The organism is Bacillus sp. mrc49 (genome assembly GCF_002803435.1).
Genome location: NZ_PHNG01000655.1, coordinates 1 through 21,663, shown reverse-complemented (window position 1 = coordinate 21,663; position 21,663 = coordinate 1). Strand labels below are relative to the sequence as shown.

Genomic DNA, 21,663 nt, shown 5'->3' with positions numbered 1-21,663 from the left:
TTTTAGACTTATCAGCGTATATCCCTGAAAAATCAGCCTAAATAATCATTTAATAGTTAAAATAAATAATATAAACGTTTACATTATTTTATATCATGTTTATAAAGGAATAGTCAATATTTTTAGACAAATGCTACATCAAACGGGAAAAGGCTGACATTTTTTTAAGATTTTTTTATCCCTTAAAATATTGTAAACAAAAAAATAGGGCAGACTTATAAGTCTGCCCTAACCATCTAAGTTCACAAATAGCTTTGATGCTGATTTTTTATGGAACTAGAATAAGAATTATTTATGGTTTAATCATTGAATTCTTCGCTCCACAGCTTTCCCTTACAATTAATTTCATAGGAAACGTAATTTTCTTTCCTGTAGATTGAGAGTTATCACCTTTTAATTGTAACAAGAGTTCTACTGCCGTTTTCCCCATTTCTTTAATTGGTTGCTCTACAGTAGTCAATGAAGGTTGGTACAGACTTGCCATGCTAATATTGTCGATGCCAACAACGGCAATATTTTCGGGGATTTTCAACCCAGCTTCGTAGAATGCCTTTATCGCTCCAATGGCTATTAAATCATTTGCACAAAAAACGGCAGTGAAATCGTTGTTCCCCTCAATTAACCGCTTGGCAGAATTATAGCCATACTGACTGAAATTGCGCAGCAATTCATCTGATTTTATTATGATTGATTCGTCTATTTTAATATTGCTCATCATTAAAGTGTTTTTATATCCCAGTTCTCTTTCAACCGAAGTAGATGCGGCGCCTATATAGGCAATTTTTTTATGCCCTAATTTAATAAGATGTTGAACAGCAATCATAGCCCCCTGCAAATTATCACTCGTAACGCAACTTATATTTGAAGAATTAGGAAATAAAGAAACGACTGGTGTACCATTTTTCCTTAAATCCTCAATATGTTTTTCTGTTATAGTGGAAAGATTATGTCCCATAATGATTCCATCTACTTTTCTTTCAACAAATACTTCAAAAAATGCTTGCTGTTTATCTGGATTCATATTATCTGAACCCATAATCAGTGTGTAGCCTTTTTCCCATAAAGCTTCTTGAATAGCCTCTGACAAAGCAGCCCAATACTCGTTAGCGAGCACAGGAATGATCAAGCCAATTGTCTTGGTTTCTTTCATAATCATCGATCTTGCAGCTTGATCTGGCCGAAAATTAAGTACTTCAATTACTTTTTCAATTTTTAATTTCGTTTCTTTTTTCACCTTATCTTTTCCATTTATTACTCGAGAAACTGTAGCTATTGATACATTAGCTTCCCGAGCTACATCTTTAATCGTAACCTTCATATAATCCCAACCTCAGCAATGTAAACGTTTTTACTTTATTTTTACATAGTATATTTATGATTGTCAAACATACTCCATTCTTTTTAATAAACACAGAAATAATTTGAATAAAAGGAAGACCGTCGGCCCCGTTACGTCTGCAGCTGCTTCAATCAACCTTTCGATTATAAGTGATTCATTAAACTTTACAGTCTTAAACCACTCTAATAATTGTTCGACCTCATATTCCTGTATGCGATATGTATCAATAATGCCAATTAATAGACAATGTTGATTTTATTTTCCTAACAATATTGTCAGATGTATGATGAAGTGTATTCTTTATATTACCAGTATTTACTTTCATTTTTTTAATCACTGAAATTAACCCTGAAAGTGTTATTCACTTAAGTTTGTGGTAATATCTAAACCTTATGCAATTAACCTGCCCCGTTCCTCCCAACAGAAAAAGCTGCCCTAAGACAGCTCCGATTCTCAGCTAATAATCCACTATTAGATGGGCATGGTGGTCATCCCCCCATCACAATGTTTCCTTTTTTTCTTTTTGGAACCAAGCCGCTAGCAGTTCTTGTTCTTTTTCTCGTGATATCCCTGTTTTTCGTTCTGTATCCTGTCTCGTTTGCTCCCATTGATACACATCATAAATAGTATCTTCAAGAGGACGGAAGGTAAGACCAGCGTTAATGGATTTTGCGATATTGATGGAAAAAGATCCTTTCCACGGTTCTGTTTCTCCTTCTAACGGGAAGTGTTCAGGAATCCAAAAAGGCATTTCCGTCCACGGCTTTATTTTGTGCTCTAATATGAATTGTTCTTCTGCCCACACCAATTCGGTATCGCTGTTGGTGACGGCTTTACAGGTGTTCAATAGCTCTTTCATTGTCAATTTATCATTGGGACCTGTTACATTGAACGTGCCTTTTTTTCTGCTTTCTGCCATATTGAATACCCATGTTGCTACATCCTTTACGTCAATCAATTGAACAGGACGATCTGAACGCCCCGGCACCAATACTTTTCCGCCTTGGGCCACACGCTGAACCCAGTACGAGAGCCGATCCGTATAGTCAAACGGTCCGACAAGCAGCCCCGCTCTTAAATGCAACACACGCCCTGGCCAATGCGTTTCTGCTTCTGCTTCACAAAGTACCTTCAACGCACCGTAATACTCATGAGAAATTCGCCCTTCCTCAACGTCTTTCAACTTATCAACAGGCGGCATCGGCTGTAAATGATAGTCTTCCGTAATATGGAGGGGAATCCAATCCTTATAAAGAGAGATGCTTGAGATATATGTATAATGTTCGACGTTATCCCCAAGCACAGCCGCGATTTTTTTGATTTGATGCGGAGCTAATCCGCAGGTATCGATGACAACATCCCATTTCCGGTTTTCCAGAAGCGAAACATCACCGTCTCTATCACCAGTTAACTGCTCCACCTCAGGAAACACCTCTTTATTGGTACCGCGATTAAATAATGTAATTTCGTGACCTCTTTTCAATGCTTCTTTTACCAATGCTTTTCCTAAAAAACGAGTACCCCCTAATATTAGGACCTTCATAGTTTTCCTCCATTCACTTTAATAGAGTGTAAAAAAACCTTTCACTTTACTAACGGTTTTCCTCCTAAAAAAGATATGGTGGGTAAAAAAATTTATTCCCTTTTATTAAAGGAGTCATCCAAGTGTACGGGATTAACCAGTCTGCCTCATCTAATATTCGCCAGTTATAACAGGTCCGTTTCTCCCAAGCTCCGTTGATTTCCCTTGAAACGTTTTGTTTTTAAAACAACACGTTTTACAAAAAGAGCCTAAATTAGAAGCTGCCCTAAGACTAAGACAGCTCCTCCTTCATCCTGTTCGTTTCATTAGAAAAGCGAACCTTATTCAATTTGCGCCCGGTAGTTGCAGAACGTGGATAAAACCTTGGTAATTCATGATACCGTTTATAGCTGACAGCCCTTCTTTAATTCGATGCTGCCGATGAAGCAGCTGCTTGATCTGCCTTCACACAATCTATTGCTACAACGAGTGCGATCATAATGGTTTCCATCTCTTCATCCATGATTTGAACCTTGTAGCTATCGCCCCATGTGAACCACTCCTTACCGACTTTACCTACGGTTTTGCCGTGCTGTAAAACTTGAAAATCCATATCCCACCAACTGCCCTGTACTTCAATGCCTGCCGCTTCTATTGTATATCGTGCTTTTAAGAAGGAAAATTCCTTCTTTATCGTCATTACCTCCCGGCCATTCACCTCAACGAAAAACTTTGGTAAAAAGCTGAACACCTTTTTCGTAATGAGTGCGACTTCCTCTCTTGCTGTATTCATGATGGAGAAAGTCTTTGGAACTTGCATAAAACTTCCCTCCACGTAATAAATATCCTTCTCCTGCTGATCCTTTACTGTGAATTTCCCGCTAAGACTGAATACCTTCTGCTTTATATAAAGCTGCTTCATACTTATGCCTCCCAACTTTGAGTCTTTAACATGACTTACGTTTGAAATGGGCATTGGTTCCAGTCTTACGCAATATCGCCCAAGCTTAAAAAGCACCCCTCAACTTTCCTGCCGTTTCAATTCCATAAAAAAAAGCTGCCAGATGACAGCTCAGGTCCTCAGCTACTCACACATTAGTTGGAGATGATGCTTCTCGGTAATGATCGTGAAGAGGGTTGAATAATTCTTCATCAGCATTTCTCTCAATGGAAAAATTGTCTACATTATAGTGCCCGTGAAGGATTTCATTATGATGAAGGATTATTTGCTTTGCAGTTAGGTTTTTGGAATCTGACGTAGAATGTCCATCACCAACTAATGTTACGTCAAAATGATTGATTGTTGCTGTTCTGACAGCTGAATCAATGCAATGTTCCGTTTTACATCCCATCATTACAATATGGTTTACATCGTTTTCACTTAAATGTTGGTGTAAGGGCGTGCCATAAAAGCAATTTGTGGCAGCTTTATCGAATATGATGGCAGTTGCTGGCACCCTAATATCCCTGTGTATCTGAAATCCAGGTCCTTCTCCATTTGAAACATCTATATCTCTTATAAAAACGACGGAAATTCCCTCATTTATCGCTTTTTCAATTACAGCATTCAGGTTATTAACAAGCTTTTCTTTCTCGTAGACGCCTTGTTCTTCTTTATTGCCTTCTATTAAATCCTGTTGGGCATCGATGATCAGTAATGTTTGTTTCACTATATTTCCCCCTAAAGTGATCAGTAGTCGTTTTTTTTCCACTCATCATTGAATGTCAGCTCTTTATATTTTCGCCAAAAGATTCACTGATACCTTCTTGAACCTATGTGTAATCCGGGATAAAAAGGGGGGACTATCGAAAGCTTCATCATGCTCGTTTACCTCGGAGGTTTCAATGAGTTTATTCCACTTCCCCAGCTGTCCCGCTGCTAATTTCGATCAGCACGATGAACGGTATGTATTGACTGTTAATGCATAAAAGACTACGTACATTCCGAACGTAAAAAAGCGTCCTAAGACGCGGTTAAGGCTTACCAGTGTAGTAGACAATATGTTGATGACGAATATGGTAATTTATATTTCCGATAGTGAGTTGAATGTGGTCAATGGCAACTCCTGTCAATTTCCCTTCTAATGCCCCCATAGTCGTGGCGACGACAATGGTCTTTTCTAAATTCATAAGTAAATGATCTAAAAAAACAGGTTCGGTAGGTATCGTATATGTCGGCGATAAATTTTTCATCATGGTAGGAAAACCGCTTGAATACGCATAATGCCCAGGCGGCAATATCTCACGATAAGCATTATTTGGTGGACTTTGCATTTTCATTTCACTCCTTTCAGTTAACATATGCCGATTTCATGCGGTTAATAACTGATGGCTGTTTTTGCATGGCTTTGTTGCTATGCATCAAGTGATCGGGTAGTCGATTTCCAGGAGTCCGCTTAAATCGTTTCGTTCGAAAAACAAAAAGAGCCTAACTAATGCATCGTTCCTGCCCCGTTAGTTCCATAAGAAAAGGAGCTGCTGATCAGCTCCTGGTAAATGAGGTAACACATCCTATTTCATTGATCTTTTAACTTCCGACCTTTTCCTGAGCTTTGCATACCTGCATGCGTTCCCTCTTGTATCCGACGAGGTAGCCAGTGCTGATACATGCAGTGCGAACGCCTTCCGTTTCCTATCAATAAGTCCAACCCCAGATCATACATAGGATTGTACCGACGACAGTGATGATAGCCAGGAATATAGCGCAATACAAAGTCATGAAAATCGATTTGCTATCATCCGTTTCACGAGCATGCATGAACACCACTAGTTGAACAGCTGCTTGGATGAATGCTGTCAATATAAAGATCGTCATTCCCATCGCTTTAGACATATTGAAGAAGTAAACCAAAAGAGCGACAAACGTCAAGAGCAATGAAAATACAAAACCCCATACTTGTTTAGCCGGGAATAATTCCTTCATGTTCAGGTCATTCCTTTCATGTAGATAAACGTGAAGATGAAAATCCAAACGATGTCCAAGAAATGCCAGTAAAGAGAGAAAATGAAGGATTTATTGGCTGTTTCCGGTGTCAATCCGCGTTTTTTCACTTGCAGGATAATAAATGAACCCCAGAAAAGTCCTAATGTGACATGCGCTCCATGTGTCCCTAATGTTGTAAAGAGCACCGATGTGAAGGCACTGGTTTGCAGCGTAGCTCCTTCGTGATAATAAGTAATGAACTCCGTGATTTCAAACCCCAGGAACCCTAGTCCAAGAAGGAGAGTGATTACGAAGAAAGTCAACATGGCTTTCTTGTGGCCAAGACGCATGGCGTGAATGCCAAGACCGATGACAAAACTGCTTGTCAAGAGCAGGAATGTTTCAGCAAGGACTGGAGTGATTTCAAAAATTTTCGCTCCAGCCGGGCCGTTACCGGTACGATCCACCAATGTAAAATAAGAGGCGAAGAGTGTTGCAAAAAGCATGATTTCGGCACCTAGGAAAATCCAGAAGCCTAAAATATTCAGCCGATTTTGTTCCGTGCTATATTCAAGAGGCTGCGAGTGATCGATCTTCATTTATTGACACCCCCGTATTTTGCTTCCGTCTCTTTAATTTCTTCTACAGAAATGTAATGGCCATGATCTATTTCGAATGAACGAAGGGCCATGCAAACAAAGATGCCGATTAACCCAATGATCGCAAGAAACCAGATGCTGAATATTAACGAAAATCCAAAGACAAAGAAGATACAGGATAGGATGAACGGTCCGCCGCTGTTATTTGGCATATGGATTTTTTCATAGTCACCCTTGAATAATTCAACACCTTTATATTTGGCATCCCAAAACGCTTCCCTTGAGTTGACTTGCGGAATGATCGCAAAGTTATATTCCGGGACTGGATTATGAGTGGCCCATTCAAGGGAACGTGCATCCCACGGATCATCACCGACATCCTTTGGCGCATGGCGAATGCTATAGTAAACCGTATAAACGATTAAAAAGAAGCTGATGGCCATAAGTACTGTACCGATAAACGTAACCATATTCCATGGTCCGAAACCAGTCGATTCAGAGTATGTGTATATCCGGCGTGCTTGACCATCCAACCCCGTGATATACATCGGGAAGAATGCCAAGCAAAAACCGATGGTCAAAAACCAGAATGCCCATTTCCCCAGCCTCTCATTCAGCAAGAAACCGAACATTTTCGGCCAGTAGTAAGTGGCGGCACCAAGCACGGCGAATACTACTCCCGGAATGATGACATTGTGGAAGTGAGCCACTAAAAACATCGTATTATGATATTGGTAATCCGCGGCTGACATCGCCAGCATGACCCCGGTAACACCACCGATCGTGAAAAGCGGGATGAAGCCGATCGAATAAAGCATCGGTACGGTAAATCTGATTCTACCTCTCCACATCGTGAGCAACCAGTTGAATATCTTGATCCCAGTCGGAATGGCAATCACCATCGTCGTGATCGAGAAAATGCTATTGACATAGGCTGCTTGCCCCATTGTAAAGAAATGGTGCGTCCAAACGAAAAATGAATAGATCGAGATAAACACCATCGAAGCCACCATTGATCGATACCCATAAAGGTTACGACGTGAAAAAGTTGGGATAATCTCACTGAATAGACCAAATGCCGGCAAGATCAGGATGTATACTTCAGGATGTCCCCAAACCCAGAACAAGTTAGCCCAAAGCATATCCATTCCGCCGTCGGTCATCGTGAAAAACTTGGTGGCGAATAGTCGGTCCATCGTCCCCATGATCAGCGCCACTGTTAATACAGGGAAGGCGAAAATGATGATGACGCTTGTGACTAAAGAAGACCAAGTAAACATCGGCAATCTCATTAATGTCATGCCGGGTGCCCTCATTTTAAGGATGGTCGTCAAAAAGTTGATCCCCGTCATTAACGTCCCAATTCCGGCAATTTGAATGGCAATCATATAATAATTCGTTCCAACATGCGGACTGAACTCATTGCCTGCAAGCGGGAAATAAGATGACCACCCCGCATCGGGGGAGCCGCCGATTACAAATGAGATGTTGAATAGCATTGCCCCCATAAAAAATAACCAGAAGCTTATCGCATTCAGACGCGGGAATGCTACATCCCGGGCTCCAATTTGTAATGGCACGACGAAATTCATCAAGGCCATGATGTATGGCATCGCCATAAAGAGAATCATCACGACCCCGTGTGTAGAAAAAATTTCATTATAGTGCTGTGAATCCAATAATTTGTTATCCGGTATGGCAAGTTGCGCACGCATCATCACGGCATCTACCCCACCACGGAATAACATCAGCAAAGCAGCGATCAAATACATGATGCCTATTCTTTTATGATCGACCGTCGTCAGCCAGCCACTCCATAAATAAAACCATTTCTTAAAGTGGGTTAAACCAAAAATGATCAAGAGAACAGTAACACCAATGGCTACCATTGATGTGTAGATGACTGGACTAGGATTAGGTATAAGAAATCTAGTGAAGAACCCCATACTGTTATGTTTCCTTTCTAACCATATTTTTCATGAGAGGGACCAGGAAATCATTCATGATTGTGTTCTGACTTTTCATTACCATCATTTGTTTTATGATCATGTTCCATATGGTCGCCTTTTGAATTCGCATCAGAATTACTAGAGCCATGATGATGTCCAGCATTTTCACCCTCCGGTGCTGGTGAGAAGCCCAAGTGAGTTCCAGTAAAGGTCAACTGCCCTGCGTAACCCGGTTTTAATAATTGATTGAATTTTTCTTCCGTGATGGGTTTTGCAGTTGCTTTTACTTCCTTGACCCATTCATCAAACTTATCTTGAGACACCGCTTCGACATGGAACATATTCTGAGCGAATCCCTTCCCGCTGAAGTTCGCATTTCGTCCCATCATTTCCCCTGATTCGTCCGCTGCCAAATGCAAGGTGGTCACCATGTTGGACATGGCATATTTTTGTCCGCCAAGTTGCGGAACCCAGAAACTCGTGATAGGCCCGAATGAATAGAGTTTGAATTCGAGTGGTCGATTTGTCGGGATATACAAATAGTTCACGGTCTCGATATCGTTTTCTGGATAACTGAAATGCCACTTCCAGTCAGATGTCGAAGCGTAAATCACCAATGGATCTTGACCTTTGTACTCTTCCGGAGTGGCTTCCACTTTATTGTTGGAAATGACGGAAACAACGGAGAAGAAAATGACGATTAATATCGGCACCCCAACAATTATCGATTCAACGACATGGTTCCCTTCAATGTAAGGTGGTTCATACTCTTTAGGCAGTTTAGCGTCACGGTATTTCGCTAACACATAAACTAAAAAAGCACAAACAATAATGACGATAACCGCCATGATCGCAATGGATAGCCATATCACATTGGCTTGCGTTTGGGCCTGAGGTCCTTTAGGATCTAAAACCGCTAATCGTTCACATCCAAAAAGCACATTAACTAAGGTAGAAAGAATAGCCAATAAAACCCATTTTATTTTCATATATGTATCCTTTCTTTTAAGATTTCATTTCTAAGTTATCCACAATAAATGAAGTTATCCTAAATAATGTTTATCAATAATGGGAATTTGTAACGAGCCGGGATAAAATTGTAAAAAAATACAATCTAATTACCTCCTTTGATTTAATGAGGTATTTGCATAGATGAGGAGACGCTGAATGGATTGTTATCATTTTCTTCGGTCAAAGCAAGGAAGTGGATAGGAGGTTCCTCATAAGGGGTGACTGCACGATTGGTACCATGTTTTTATTGAAATCGGCCGTTTGGGCACAAAAAAAAGCAAGCTCACCAAGGGGTGAAGTTTGCCATAATCTAAAAAATTCTATTTATCTCATCATGGACCGTAAGTTAGCACTACACTAAAAACTACTGCCCAAAGCTTTAAGAAATATTGCTAGAGATGTATTTACCCTTACTGACTGAAGGCAAGAACCTTGTCCGTTCAATAGCAAGGTTCCTACCCCAATTGCCGCTTCACTTTACTGGCAAAAATCAAAATGAATTGTTTTAAGCGTTCATTTCAATAGATATCAAATTACGCTTCATTTGTCTTCGTTACTTGCCAGGACCGCATAATGCTCATCCTGCAATGGTTCCATTCCACACCATTGAATTAAAGCGAGGGCAATGATTTCCGCCGTCGTGAATACATGGTCCAGTAAGATGTATTCATTGGGATAATGAGCGACCTCCGTTACGCCAGGACCAAAAACGATGGAAGGCGTTTCACCGACATGAGTCAGCAATCCTCCATCAGTCCCCCATGGAGAGGCTTCAATGACCGGCTCTTGTCCAGCAACTTCCCTAAATTGATTGACGAGTGTATTCATGAGTTCATGTTCCACATCAATTGCCCCTGGGACCCAGCGTGCCCCGAACCATTCTAAAACGGGCGGGTGATTCTTGAACCATTCATCTACTTCCTTGATCTTTAATAGCCACTCGGCCATTTCGTTTTTCGCTTGCTCCATCGTTTCCTCTGGCGCAACACCCATTCTACCTTCCATTTTCACGAGATCAGGAACGGAGGATGGCCAATTACCGCCTTCAATGACCCCTAAATTGATTGGTATCGGGATGGGCGTGTTCCGATAGAGCGGATCACTGATACGTGCATTTCGCTTTTCTTCCAGAGCACGAATGTGATTTATTACGGTCATGCTCTTTTCAATGGCACTAACGCCTTCATACCTTGTTCCGCCGTGAGCCGAGCGACCTTTTACTAGAACCCGGAACCACATCGACCCCTGCTGTTTAGGGAAGATCCTCATATTCGTTGGTTCAGGGATAAGAGCAGCATCGGCTTTGTATCCCCTCAGGACGGCTGCCAACGTTCCGGCACCACCGCTTTCTTCTTCAATCACACTTTGAAATATGACATCTCCTTTTAACTGGATGCCATTTTCCTTTAATGCCTGGATGGCAAGGATAAGGGATACATTGCCCCCCTTCATATCTGTTACGCCACGTCCAAACATTTTCCCATCCTTAATGGCTCCGCTATATGGATCGTCATCCCACTGATTTCGATCACCATCCGGAACCACGTCGATGTGTCCGTTCAGGATGATGGAACGGCCTCCTCCGGTCCCCTTCATAATCCCTACCACATTTTGGCTATTGGAAAATTCGCTGCGGGGAGAATAGAAATAGGGATGTTTTTTCAGTTCCCCGCCGTCAGGCTCCCAAATATCGACCTGCAGGCCCATTTCCCGTATTTTTTGGGCAACGATGGCCTGCGCCCCCGCTTCATTTCCTTGGGTACTCGGGGCTTGCACCAATCTTTGCAATAAGTCCGTTCCTTCTTCCCGATGATCCTTGATCCATTGGTTGATTCGTTTTTTAAAATTCGCCACTTTCATCCTCCTTATATGCGCATATTCTCATAGATCACTGAAACTCCCATTTCACCAGCCATACATAGCGTGACCATTCCGTACTTAAACTGTGAAGTCTATATTCCATGCATCAATGTGACTGTCAATCCTGCACGCCTCTTGCCTATTCGATGCTGTTGACAGCAGCCCCGATTTTCAGCGTTGCCTCTGTATTCGCAATCACATCGGCCACTGTATAAGGCGCCATGACTTCCTTCAATGCCAATCCCTCTTCTGTCACTTCAATGACAGCCATTTCGGTAATGATCATATCTACACTTTGTCTTGCTGTTAAAGGCAGTGTGCATTTCTTTAAAATTTTCGATTCACCCTGTTTGTTCACATGATTCATCAAGACAATCACCTTTTTCGCTTTTTGGGCAAGCTCCATTGCTCCGCCCATCCCCGGTACCCGTTTGCCTGGGACAATCCAATTCGCCAAATCCCCCGTTTCACTAACTTCCAATGCCCCGAGGATGGTAATGTCGATGTACCCTCGGCGAATCATGCCAAATGCCGCAGCACTATCAAAGTAAGAAGCCCCCATTACAGTCGTGATCGGTACCCCTCCTGCGTTACAGAGAGCAGGATCCTCTTCCCCCTGATTTGGACTGGGGCCTGTTCCAAGAACACCGTTTTCGGCATGAAACAGAACATGGATATCTTTTGGTAAATGATCGGCCACTAAGGTAGGGATGCCAATCCCTAAATTAACGATCAATCCGTCATGGATTTCCTTGGCAGCGCGTTTCGCGATGCGATTCCGTACATCTACTCCCATGCCCATTTCCAATTCACCCCTTTTGTTGGAATCACCATATCTACATAAATGCCTGGCGTGGCAATACATTCCGGATCCAATTCGCCGGCCGGAACGATCTCTTCTACCTCGGCTATCGTAAGGGCTCCTGCCATCGCTACCAGCGGATTGAAGTTTCGGGCACTTTTGTCATATACCAAATTCCCCAACGGATCAGCCTTTTTGGCATAGACGATGCTCACTTCCGAGGTCAAAGCGGTTTCGGTCAAGTACTCCTTGCCATCGATGACAATTTTGTCCTTGCCTTCTTCGGCTATCGTTCCAATCCCGACATCAACAAATATCCCACCCAAGCCCACTCCCCCGGCACGAACCCTTTCAGCTAATGTCCCTTGCGGGGAAAATTCCACCTGCAGCTTCCCTTCCGTCATGAGCCGACCGGCATTAGGATTAGATCCGATATGAGAGGCGATGACCTTTTTGGCCCTTTCAAGGGTTACTAGCCTGCCAATTCCGATATCGGGGAATCCTGTATCATTGCCAATCAAAGTTAAATCCTTGACCCCCTTGTCCAGGATGCCCTGTATGAGCGTTGGCGGCGTCCCCACTCCCCCAAACCCGCCATACATGAGCGTACATCCATCCTTTATATACTCGATTGCTTCTTCCAGAGTCACAATTTTGTTTTTTTTAGAAATGACCTGCTTCATATGTGGTTCCTCCTACCTCTCAACTGAAGCTTCCAGTTTCTTCATCTGAAACATATGCCTATTTAAAGTCTCCATCACCTGAAGATAAATCTTTCCCCCAGATATTCATGTCCTCATACTTATCCCAAATATTGCAATTCTTCGTTAATCTTCCTCCATATTCATACCCAAGCTGGTGAAAGACGGCGTTCATCCCCATCGACAAAGACCGTGCCAAAGAGTAGGAACAATAAATATTTTTCCTGATAAGTTCTTGCTCCAATGACGAGATAAGCACCTTCATAAAACCATGTTTCCGATGATGAGGAATCGTAGCACAGTCTGTCATTTCAGCATTATGATACATTTCACATACTTCCGCGGAGGCAGCACTGACAATCGATCCTTCATATTGGATAACACTAAAGATCGTACCTTCCTCCATCACTTTTTTGATATAGCCCGCATCATTCATTGGTGTTGGATAGGTTTCAAAAATTTCACCATATAACTTAGCCAGCTCATGTGCATCTTCGACTTCAGCAAATCGAAGGGAATAATCTTCAGGCAGTTGCCGCTTTTCTATCACTCTAGGAATATCGATGACATCCTGGATAATTTTGTCTTCCCTCATCCAATCGTCACTTGTCCGCCTTTCATCAGTAAAATACAAGGCCATGCAATAAGCATCATTCCCATTAAAATACTTCCTCAATATTCCTTCGAGCACAAACCCACGAGCCAATGTCGCAGATAAATCTTCTTGTCTGGCTTTAAGGATCAATTTTGTAAAGCCATGCTCCTGAGTGATGACGAGTGATCGAGTTATCACTGTTTTGATATTTCCCCGATAATCATCAATGCGCAATCGTTGATTTGCATGATCAAGATAGAGTTCCATCGTAAAACTTTCCCCCGTCTCGATTCGAGTGAAAAAAGGCAGATTTTGAATAGACATCATGTATCCTCCTTAACTTAAATCCCGCAGAAGTGCTGCACCAGCTACTTCTCCGGGCGTTTTTTTTCTATAAACTCCTCAGGATGGCCGCCCACGTCGTATATCGAAAAGGCTCCATCCTGGCTCATCCTTGTTTAAAATTGGACAGTAGGATCTGCCTTCCCCTCCAGACGGAGTTCACATTGCACCTCGGAAATGGCCTCTTCTAAAATATCTACTAAACGATCCACTTCACCTTTTGTAATAACCAAGGGTGGCGAAATGATAATGGCATCCCCTTTCCCATTAATGGCTCCTGAAGCTGGATAAACAAGTAACCCTTTATCAAAAGCATGTTCAATTACCCGGTTCGTTACATCTGATTCAGGTGGATAAGGGTTTTTATTCTCCCGGTTTGCGACAAACTCCATTCCAATCAAAAGACCCTTTCCCCTTATGTCCCCAATCATTTCATACGACGATAGGAGCGCTTTCAATTTACTCATCAGATAGTTACCTTGTTCTTCTGCTTTTTCTACCAATTGATGTTTCTCCACGTATTCAATGACTTTTAGGGCAACTGCTGCAGATTGCGGATTGGCACTATAAGTATGGCCTCCCATAATGGTCTTGGATCCGTTCAATATGGGTTCCATGACTTTATCGCTGACTAGGGTGGCTGCCATGGGGGTATACCCTGAACTCATTCCTTTTCCTAGGGTCATAAGGTCCGGCGTAACATTCCAATGCTCGATGGCAAACATTTTCCCGGTACGGCCAATTCCGGTCATTACCTCATCTGCGATAAATAGGACGTCATAACGCTCACAAATTTCTTTGATTTTCTGATAATAATTAGCTGGTGGCGTGATGGCCCCACCAGAAGCGCCTATAATCGGCTCGGCAATAAATGCAGCAACACGTTCTGCCCCAATGCGCCTAATCTCCGTTTCTAGTTCTTGTGCACAAAGAAAACCCCACTCCTCTTCCGTTACGTGCTCCGGCCGACGATACGTGTATGGGGCAGATACGGAAGGATAAGCAGCTAACAACGATGAAAATCTCTGTCTTCTCAGCACATGCCCTGACATGGATAATGCTCCCATTGTAATTCCGTGATAGCTCGACCATCTGGATATAATGCGGTCTTTTTTCAGTTTCCCCTTTTCTTGCCAATATTGGATCGCAATCTTCATTGCTGTCTCGGTCGCTTCCGAACCGCTATTGACAAAGAATGACCAATTAAGATCTCCAGGAGCCAATTGACTCAATTTTTCCGCTAGTTTTTCAGCTGGTTCATTGGTAAATTGCGATCGATAGGAAAATGAAATCTTTTCTGCCTGTGCAAGAGTTTCGTTGATAACCTCCTGTACACCGTGTCCTATACTTACTGTTACAGCTCCCGAAGACCCATCGATATATTTCTTTCCATCCTGATCATATATATATATGCCTTTTGCCGATGCTGCCATTGGATATCGCTTACCTAATATCGGTTTAATTAAATAATCTCGTTCCTTCATCCTTTACAGCTCCCTCGGATTATAAGAGTATACTAAAACTTTATTAAATTTTCCGACAAACCACAATTTGACAAACGGATGAAAAAATCGGGGTTCCATTGTACACTGTGTATAATGGATGATAGACTAATCGATGTTTACTCACTGGGGGGCTATCTATGGCGATTCGAATGTATGAAGCGTTGCAACTGCCGATTATGCAACAAACCAAATTAATGGCTGGCAAAAAGGGCTTACAAAATTGGCTCAAATGGGTAACCATTGTGGAGGTAATTGAAGATATCCATCGTTTACAAGATGGAGAGTTTTTGATTACAACAGGATTCGGATTAGGAGAAAATACGGAGAAACGCAAGGTATTCGAAAAGCTTTTATCCAGCGGAAAACTATCTGGAATAGCCATATATACCGGTTTTTATCTAAAGGAAATTCCAAAATCATTTATCGCCATCGCCGACGAATTTGCCCTGCCCTTAATTGAAATTCCTCAAGACATAAATTTTTCGATGATCACAAAAGAACTACTCGTACAAATTGTGAACAAACAAAGCCAAACATTGGAGTATTCGCTGCGTATCCATAAGGAGTTTACACGGCTTGTATTGGAAGGGCACGGATTCGATCCGATTACGAAAACCCTTCATGACATACTGGATGCAAGTATCATCCTTATGGCACAAGATGAAATAATAAGCTCCTGCCTAAAACATGACTTTATTGATATCGACAATTTAACAAATCTATATGAAAAACAAATGGATAACTACAAAATGATCAGTCAACCTATTATCGCCAATAAACATACCTACGGAAATGTACTCATCATAAAGGAAAAAAGGTTATCGGAAGAATTGGATTCAATCGCAATCGAGCATGCGACGACTGTATATGCCATTGAATTTTTGCGAAGAAGAGCAATAGAGGAGACCCAATTGCGGCTTACCAGTGACTTCCTTGATGAAATATTGAATCCCATAATCCCCAATAATCAAGATATGATCGAGAGAGGACGTAAATTAGGCGTAGACCTTTCAAACCCACAAAGTATCTTATTCATTTATTTTCCATCATTGAATGAGGAGAACCTTGATGAAAAATACAATCAATTAACCGAAATGATTCAACACACTATGGGAAAGTCGAAAATCCCCTACCTTATGCGGACGAAATCCGATAGTGTGATGATTATGGCGGAAGCAAAACCTGGATCGAATAGTATAGGCTTAGCGGAGAGCCTCTTAAATAGTTGGAATTCAACATCGTTAAATGAACCGATAGCCATAGGGATTGGTATAACAGCTGCCAACATTCATGAATTACATAAACGTGCTGCTGAATCCGAGCAAGCCGCACGTTTTTCCCAAGTTCTATTTAAACCAAAATCGATCGCCCATTACAATGATTTTGGGGTATATCAATTACTGATGGAAATGAAAGAATCAGGGGTGGATTTAGAGGAATTTCACCAAAAATATCTTGGAAATCTATTTGATGCAAAAGGGGTAGACCTCATTACAACACTTGAAGCTTATCTTTTTTTCAATCAAAGCATCAAAAAAACGGCAAGTGAGCTATATATTCATCGCCATACACTGAAATATAGGCTAGATCAGATACAGAAAAAAACCGGATTGGACCTAGACCATTATGATAATGGCATAAAGTTATACTTAGCTATTTTGGCATATAAATTATTGAAATACATGTAATCGATAAGGCAGAATCTCAAAAAGGGGTTCGGAATTTTTAAATTCCCAACCCCTTTTCAAAGACATGAATATCGTTATTCATCAACATGATGAATTAGAGTATTTCTATATAACCTTCTGTTCCATTCACTCGAATGCGTTGCCCATCTTTTATCAGCTTGGTGGCCTTTTCAACACCGACAACGGCTGGCAAGCCATATTCACGTGCGATGACTGCGCCATGGGTCATCAGTCCGCCAACTTCGGTGACAAGACCTTTTATGGATACAAACAATGGTGTCCAGCTAGGATCGGTGAAGGTTGTAACCAGTATATCTCCATCCTCCAGATTTGCATTCTCCATGTTTAAGATCACGCGTGCCCTGCCCTCTATGACTCCGGAAGAAACCGGCAGACCTGCAATAGCTTCGGCTGTGAGTTTATCTCGTTTGTACTCACCGGTAATGATTTCGCCATCAGACGTGATAACACGCGGCGGAGTTAGTTTTTCATATAATCTGTACTCATCTTTCCGTTTGCTGATGATCTGGTAATCCAGTTCATTTGTGCGTACGACTTCGTGAAGTTCTTCAAAAGTTAGATAGTATATATCCTCCTTATCATGAATGACGCCCGCTCGTACGAGTTGCTCGGCTTCTTTCAGCATGGCCTGCTTATAGACGAAGTAGCGACTAATCATGCCGTATTTCGGATATTCGCGATACCCGCTAAAATTCCGGATTAGGTCGATCATTCGTTTTGTTTCCTTGGCTTTTTGTTCGCCATCGGGTAATTGCTTCAATCGATCCAATAACGCTTGTTCTTTTTTCAAGGCTTCCTGTCTTCCTTGCTCAAATTTCCGATTGCTGGCATTAGGCTCAAAGTTTCTGATATTGCCAAGAATCACGGGGACAAGTGTCGTTGGTTTTTCGCTCCAGCGAGTTTTAGTCATATCGATTTCTCCCGTACATCGCATTCCATATTTGCTGAGATAATCACGGATGGCATCTTGTGTTTCCTGTCCACCATCAAACTTGACCAGTTCTTCCAAAAAGGTATCATTTTTTACATGTTGTAAATAATCAATGACTTCCGGATAAGGCCGAATCACATCTGCGACCTCCAATAGCGCCAGACCCATTTCCGAAGTAATATTGTTTGGTACAGATTGGGAAAGGGTGTCGGCTGCGTTTATTTCACCTAACCACTCCTTCATATTTTCATTGATCCAAGCTGAAGCATCCATAGCAGACATAAACACAGCTGTACTTGTTGGGTCAAACAAAATCTTCTTCAGTATCTGGATATCTTCCAGAATGAAATCAAATAAATCCGACCCTCTTTCGGTTTCGATGTTTTGTTTCAACTCTTCTATCGATGTTTGACTACTCTTAATCAATTCAGAAACGATTGTCGGATCGTTTTCGATTGGTGCCCTAGAATTAGCAGGCGGTACACTTTTATTGCTTTTACCGGAACTCTGTTCTTGCTTAGCTTTTGGTGAAGTTTTTATGAAATCTCCTCGCTCGATTATGGTCATAAGCGCGTCTTTCATGAGCAGATCATGTTGCCCCATGGCATCCAATAACATTTTCCTGCTGTCAGGCGAAGCCAAATTACGTGTGATATCCACAAATAACCTACCACCAGCTTTATGCATGGGTGCCATTGTCGTTAACAGGAAAAAAGACAATCCGAGCGGTTTCATGGCATCTGTCATCATTTGTTGATGACCGACAGAGACATAGACGTGATTGTCTTGATCATTCGCTTCAGGAATCGGGTACAATGTAGTGATTGGCCGACTCTGAACCATATAAAATGTATCATCAACCAAACACCATTCGATATCTTGCGGACAGCCAAAATAAGCTTCGATCCGTCTGCCGATGCGTGCCAGTTGTAACATTTGCTGTTCAGTGAGCGTTTGGGCCTTTTGCTGATCAGGATCGATCTGCCGTGTCTCCGTTCCGCCTTCTTTTCGTCCAAAGACCTCCCATTTCTTGGTTTCTATCCTCTTATCCACGATTTTCCCTTCCTGGACTTTATAACAATCGGGAGAGACCGTGCCAGAGACCAGTGCTTCTCCAAGTCCAAAACTGGCATTGATCGATAGCAGCTTTCGGTTAAAAGTAATCGGGTCCGCGGTAAATAAAACCCCTGAAGCCTGTGGAAAAACCATTCTTTGAACGATAACGGATAAATGAACCAAGTGATGCTCAAATCCGTTTTGGATTCGATAAATCACAGCACGATCCGTAAACAAGGAGGCCCAGCATTTACTTATATGCTGTAAGATCGAATCGACGCCGATGATATTTAGATAGGTATCTTGTTGACCGGCAAAAGAGGCGTGTGGCAAATCTTCAGCAGTTGCACTGGAACGCACTGCATACGTATGTTCATCGCCAAACCGGGAGAGATGGTGAGCAACAGCTTCCACAACATCGGAAGGAATCTCCCTATCCATAATGACTTGTCGGATTTCCCTGCTGATTTCACCAATTTGACCTCGATCCCCTACTTTTAGCATTGCTAGTCGATCCAACAAGGCGGAGAAAGCTTCGTTTTGTTCGAGGGCTTTTTGATAAGCTTCGGTCGTAACACAAAACCCTTCTGGCACTTGAATTCCATCAATCTTCAATAGTTCCCCTAAATTCGCCCCTTTTCCCCCAGTGAGCAAAAGCTGCGTTTTATCGATTTCCCGAAACTCCAGTACATATGGTTTCATTTCTTTCCCTCCCATTTTTCGCTCTATACCAAGACGGATCAAATTACAAAAATTCTTCAACTGATCAACCCATTACACTGTCCGCCCGTTCCCTTTAAAAAAAGTGGTTGACCGGATAGGATTTTATGTTGTATAATTAAAATAAGGGATAATATATACAAAAAAATAAATTCGTGCAGTAACTATATAAATTTATCACATTTCCTCATTTTTATCAATGAATTTACTCGGCCATATTGGCTGCCAAGACAATAGAATTTGTCCACATTCTGAAAAGCCCAATTTCTTTAAATTGGGCTTTTCTTATCGGATTCCTGACGCAACACGAATCATTGATTGTATGAGCTCCAATCTTGTACTTGGAAATGAATGATCAAATAATACTTAAAAAAATAAAAAAACATAGGGAGATTTTAGTCTTCCTATGTTTTCATTCCTATTATTGATCTGTTTGTTTTTGCTTCTTTTTCAAATACTCCGCACGTATTTTTTCAATTTGTTGCTTTTTATCAAATTTGGCAGGCTTCTGTTTTTCATGAAACTTTGTCACAGCTACCTGACTTTTGTAATCCAATTGATATTTTCCCACTTTATTCACCTACTTTTCTTGTCTGTAAAGAGAATCTATTCAACAAATATAATATACCTTATTTTACTGAACTAAACCTTATTACTTTATTAGTGTACTGCTAACTTGGCATATATCAATAATAACATTAAAAACGTAGTAAAATAAATCATCGCCAATATTAATGCCTTGACACTCTGAATAAGCCTCCATGGTTCTTAACCCCAATAACCATTCCGTTACATCCCTCATATCCTCTCCAAAAATTATCTTTTCTACTTATATCCATATCAACCCAAATATTACCTTCTTAACTAACCTGCCTGTTTGCAGCGCTAAACTTCAGTAGCACTACTTCACCAGCCTAAAATATTAGAAATTATTTTTTTAAAATGTAAAGCAGTTGAAAGGGTGGATGCAACGATTTAATGGTATGGCTACAAAACCTCGACAATTATCTGAATTGGGAACATATTTTAGGTTTTGTTAAACATCGTAGAGATATCTCAACAGTAAAGTGATTGTTGAAAGGCCTTTATTTCCGAGCAGTTTAACCTATAATAGGATAAGAATGTCGCTATTTATTGGAAAAAATCCGTTGCTGAATTTGAGGTTTTGAATTGGGAAATTTATTTCACTACATTTATTCTTGTGTTGGTATTTTAGTCGGTTTATATATTTTTATTACACGAAAAGAATCCAGAAAATCACTATTAATGCTTTTGTTATCCCTTATTGGGTTTTTTTATAGTGGATACATTTTTTATTTTGTACCTTATCCCTTCAATTTTATTGGCACATTATGTATACTCGTGCTTTGGTTTGTTATTCTTCAACTTGTTAAAAAATTCATTTCAGGAAAAGAGCAGGTATTCTGGTATGTTTGCATATTGTATGTGGCAATAAATCATTTTTTACATTATATTTTCGACCCACTTGCTGAAAAAAATATATGGTATGCCGGTATATTTTATATATATACGAATGTTGGATTAACTTCCCTTGCAGTATATTATTTTATGCGGGTCTATAAGAAGAAGTAGTTGAATAAGGTACACATTTTAGGATACCTTCAATTATAATAGTCAGTATTTATTTCTTAGTCATAAAGTCAATTTTATAATCATAACAGTTTAACTTTGAAATTAAGGCTAATATAGACTTCCTTTATGAACTAACCTGCCCCTTTAGTTCATAAAGATTTATCGCAGAGTTGACACATACTGAATCATAAAGTATTTATATAAAATCAAAAAAACTGCTCCTCAAAGAGCAGAAGCAGAAAAAAAGATGTTATTTCACAATTTTAAGAGGAACAAGTACTTTATGAAAAAAAGAGGTTTCGAGCTTGGCTAACCAACCGGTTCCGTTTTCTCCATTAGCTACTTGAGCAGCGTGTTTTTTGTGAAACTCCGCTACCCGTTTATTATGCTCTTTATGCCCTTGGTGCATAGAATCATGCTTCATTCTTATTGCCTCCTTTCCGTTTCATTATATTTCTAGAAAGGTTGAATAGAAAGTGCATTTTATTCAACTTTTCAAAGAGAGG

At 41.0% G+C, this 21,663-nt stretch carries 18 protein-coding genes; 1 reads left to right on the top strand and 17 read right to left on the bottom strand.

From position 1 onward, the window contains the following. Nucleotides 1-292: 292 nt before the first annotated feature. From CVN76_RS08870 to CVN76_RS08800, 14 genes are all read right to left on the bottom strand, one after another. Nucleotides 293-1,318 (bottom strand): LacI family DNA-binding transcriptional regulator, encoded by a 1,026-nt coding sequence (locus tag CVN76_RS08870; protein WP_100530959.1) that lies wholly within the window; start codon nt 1,316-1,318, stop codon nt 293-295. A 520-nt stretch (nt 1,319-1,838) separates the two neighbouring features. Continuing rightward, entirely contained in the window at nt 1,839-2,882 is a 1,044-nt protein-coding gene (locus CVN76_RS08865) for an SDR family oxidoreductase (protein WP_100530958.1), read from the bottom strand. A 403-nt stretch (nt 2,883-3,285) separates the two neighbouring features. After that, nucleotides 3,286-3,783, bottom strand: a complete 498-nt coding sequence (locus tag CVN76_RS08860) for an LURP-one-related/scramblase family protein (RefSeq protein ID WP_061141000.1) — start codon at nt 3,781-3,783, stop codon at nt 3,286-3,288. A 166-nt stretch (nt 3,784-3,949) separates the two neighbouring features. Then, nucleotides 3,950-4,531, bottom strand: a complete 582-nt coding sequence (locus tag CVN76_RS08855; protein ID WP_100530957.1) for an isochorismatase family protein — start codon at nt 4,529-4,531, stop codon at nt 3,950-3,952. Between the two features lie 304 nt (nt 4,532-4,835). Beyond that, nucleotides 4,836-5,135 carry a DUF2642 domain-containing protein gene (locus CVN76_RS08850; protein ID WP_157805608.1) on the bottom strand — a complete coding sequence of 100 codons (300 nt, stop codon included), beginning with the start codon at nt 5,133-5,135 and terminating at the stop codon, nt 4,836-4,838. Between the two features lie 361 nt (nt 5,136-5,496). Next, nucleotides 5,497-5,784: a cytochrome aa3 quinol oxidase subunit IV gene (gene qoxD, locus CVN76_RS08845; protein ID WP_061141003.1), complete on the bottom strand. Its 288-nt coding sequence runs from the start codon at nt 5,782-5,784 to the stop codon at nt 5,497-5,499. A 2-nt stretch (nt 5,785-5,786) separates the two neighbouring features. Further along, nucleotides 5,787-6,383, bottom strand: a complete 597-nt coding sequence (qoxC, locus tag CVN76_RS08840; protein ID WP_100530955.1) for a cytochrome aa3 quinol oxidase subunit III — start codon at nt 6,381-6,383, stop codon at nt 5,787-5,789. Further along, nucleotides 6,380-8,329, bottom strand: coding sequence for a cytochrome aa3 quinol oxidase subunit I (qoxB, locus tag CVN76_RS08835; protein WP_100530954.1), 1,950 nt, complete (start codon nt 8,327-8,329; stop codon nt 6,380-6,382). Before qoxB ends, qoxC begins: the two co-directional genes overlap by 4 nt. A 50-nt stretch (nt 8,330-8,379) precedes the next feature. Next, complete coding sequence (gene qoxA / locus CVN76_RS08830; RefSeq protein WP_100530953.1) at nt 8,380-9,321, bottom strand: cytochrome aa3 quinol oxidase subunit II; 942 nt, start codon at nt 9,319-9,321, stop codon at nt 8,380-8,382. Between the two features lie 562 nt (nt 9,322-9,883). Then, nucleotides 9,884-11,203, bottom strand: a complete 1,320-nt coding sequence (locus CVN76_RS08825) for a peptidase (RefSeq protein ID WP_442857563.1) — start codon at nt 11,201-11,203, stop codon at nt 9,884-9,886. Nucleotides 11,204-11,342: 139 nt separating this feature from the next. Next, nucleotides 11,343-12,005 (bottom strand): 3-oxoacid CoA-transferase subunit B, encoded by a 663-nt coding sequence (locus CVN76_RS08815; protein ID WP_100530951.1) that lies wholly within the window; start codon nt 12,003-12,005, stop codon nt 11,343-11,345. Next, nucleotides 11,990-12,688 carry a CoA transferase subunit A gene (locus tag CVN76_RS08810; protein WP_100530950.1) on the bottom strand — a complete coding sequence of 233 codons (699 nt, stop codon included), beginning with the start codon at nt 12,686-12,688 and terminating at the stop codon, nt 11,990-11,992. Before CVN76_RS08810 ends, CVN76_RS08815 begins: the two co-directional genes overlap by 16 nt. Nucleotides 12,689-12,746: 58 nt before the next feature. Then, the gene (gene ablB / locus CVN76_RS08805) at nt 12,747-13,625 is read right to left on the bottom strand and encodes a putative beta-lysine N-acetyltransferase (protein WP_100530949.1); all 879 of its coding nucleotides are present in this window, start codon (nt 13,623-13,625) and stop codon (nt 12,747-12,749) included. A 134-nt stretch (nt 13,626-13,759) separates the two neighbouring features. Then, a complete protein-coding gene (locus tag CVN76_RS08800; RefSeq protein WP_100530948.1) occupies nt 13,760-15,127 on the bottom strand; it encodes an aspartate aminotransferase family protein in 1,368 nt (455 codons plus the stop codon). A 158-nt stretch (nt 15,128-15,285) separates the two neighbouring features. On the opposite strand from CVN76_RS08800, the gene CVN76_RS08795 reads away from it, so the two are divergent. Continuing rightward, entirely contained in the window at nt 15,286-16,836 is a 1,551-nt protein-coding gene (locus CVN76_RS08795) for a PucR family transcriptional regulator (RefSeq protein ID WP_100530947.1), read from the top strand. Between the two features lie 94 nt (nt 16,837-16,930). Here the strand turns inward: CVN76_RS08795 and ppsA are convergent, their stop codons facing one another. The 3 genes from ppsA to CVN76_RS31410 all read right to left on the bottom strand — a co-directional run bounded on the left by ppsA (nt 16,931) and on the right by CVN76_RS31410 (nt 21,581). Then, complete coding sequence (gene ppsA, locus CVN76_RS08790; RefSeq protein WP_100530946.1) at nt 16,931-19,546, bottom strand: phosphoenolpyruvate synthase; 2,616 nt, start codon at nt 19,544-19,546, stop codon at nt 16,931-16,933. Nucleotides 19,547-19,985: 439 nt separating this feature from the next. Continuing rightward, nucleotides 19,986-20,135, bottom strand: a complete 150-nt coding sequence (locus tag CVN76_RS31415; RefSeq protein ID WP_061141013.1) for a hypothetical protein — start codon at nt 20,133-20,135, stop codon at nt 19,986-19,988. Between the two features lie 1,272 nt (nt 20,136-21,407). Then, entirely contained in the window at nt 21,408-21,581 is a 174-nt protein-coding gene (locus CVN76_RS31410) for a hypothetical protein (RefSeq protein WP_198512525.1), read from the bottom strand. Nucleotides 21,582-21,663 lie beyond the last annotated feature (82 nt).

Coding starts and splice junctions, on each gene's coding strand:
- CVN76_RS08870 (WP_100530959.1), bottom strand. CDS start 1,318: ATGAAGGTTACGATTAAAGATGTAGCTCGGGAAGCTAATGTATCAATA.
- CVN76_RS08865 (WP_100530958.1), bottom strand. CDS start 2,882: ATGAAGGTCCTAATATTAGGGGGTACTCGTTTTTTAGGAAAAGCATTG.
- CVN76_RS08860 (WP_061141000.1), bottom strand. CDS start 3,783: ATGAAGCAGCTTTATATAAAGCAGAAGGTATTCAGTCTTAGCGGGAAA.
- CVN76_RS08850 (WP_157805608.1), bottom strand. CDS start 5,135: ATGCAAAGTCCACCAAATAATGCTTATCGTGAGATATTGCCGCCTGGG.
- qoxD (WP_061141003.1), bottom strand. CDS start 5,784: ATGAAGGAATTATTCCCGGCTAAACAAGTATGGGGTTTTGTATTTTCA.
- qoxC (WP_100530955.1), bottom strand. CDS start 6,383: ATGAAGATCGATCACTCGCAGCCTCTTGAATATAGCACGGAACAAAAT.
- qoxB (WP_100530954.1), bottom strand. CDS start 8,329: ATGGGGTTCTTCACTAGATTTCTTATACCTAATCCTAGTCCAGTCATC.
- qoxA (WP_100530953.1), bottom strand. CDS start 9,321: ATGAAAATAAAATGGGTTTTATTGGCTATTCTTTCTACCTTAGTTAAT.
- CVN76_RS08825 (WP_442857563.1), bottom strand. CDS start 11,203: ATGAAAGTGGCGAATTTTAAAAAACGAATCAACCAATGGATCAAGGAT.
- CVN76_RS08815 (WP_100530951.1), bottom strand. CDS start 12,005: ATGGGCATGGGAGTAGATGTACGGAATCGCATCGCGAAACGCGCTGCC.
- CVN76_RS08810 (WP_100530950.1), bottom strand. CDS start 12,688: ATGAAGCAGGTCATTTCTAAAAAAAACAAAATTGTGACTCTGGAAGAA.
- ablB (WP_100530949.1), bottom strand. CDS start 13,625: ATGTCTATTCAAAATCTGCCTTTTTTCACTCGAATCGAGACGGGGGAA.
- CVN76_RS08800 (WP_100530948.1), bottom strand. CDS start 15,127: ATGAAGGAACGAGATTATTTAATTAAACCGATATTAGGTAAGCGATAT.
- CVN76_RS08795 (WP_100530947.1), top strand. CDS start 15,286: ATGGCGATTCGAATGTATGAAGCGTTGCAACTGCCGATTATGCAACAA.
- ppsA (WP_100530946.1), bottom strand. CDS start 19,546: ATGAAACCATATGTACTGGAGTTTCGGGAAATCGATAAAACGCAGCTT.
- CVN76_RS31410 (WP_198512525.1), bottom strand. CDS start 21,581: ATGAAGCATGATTCTATGCACCAAGGGCATAAAGAGCATAATAAACGG.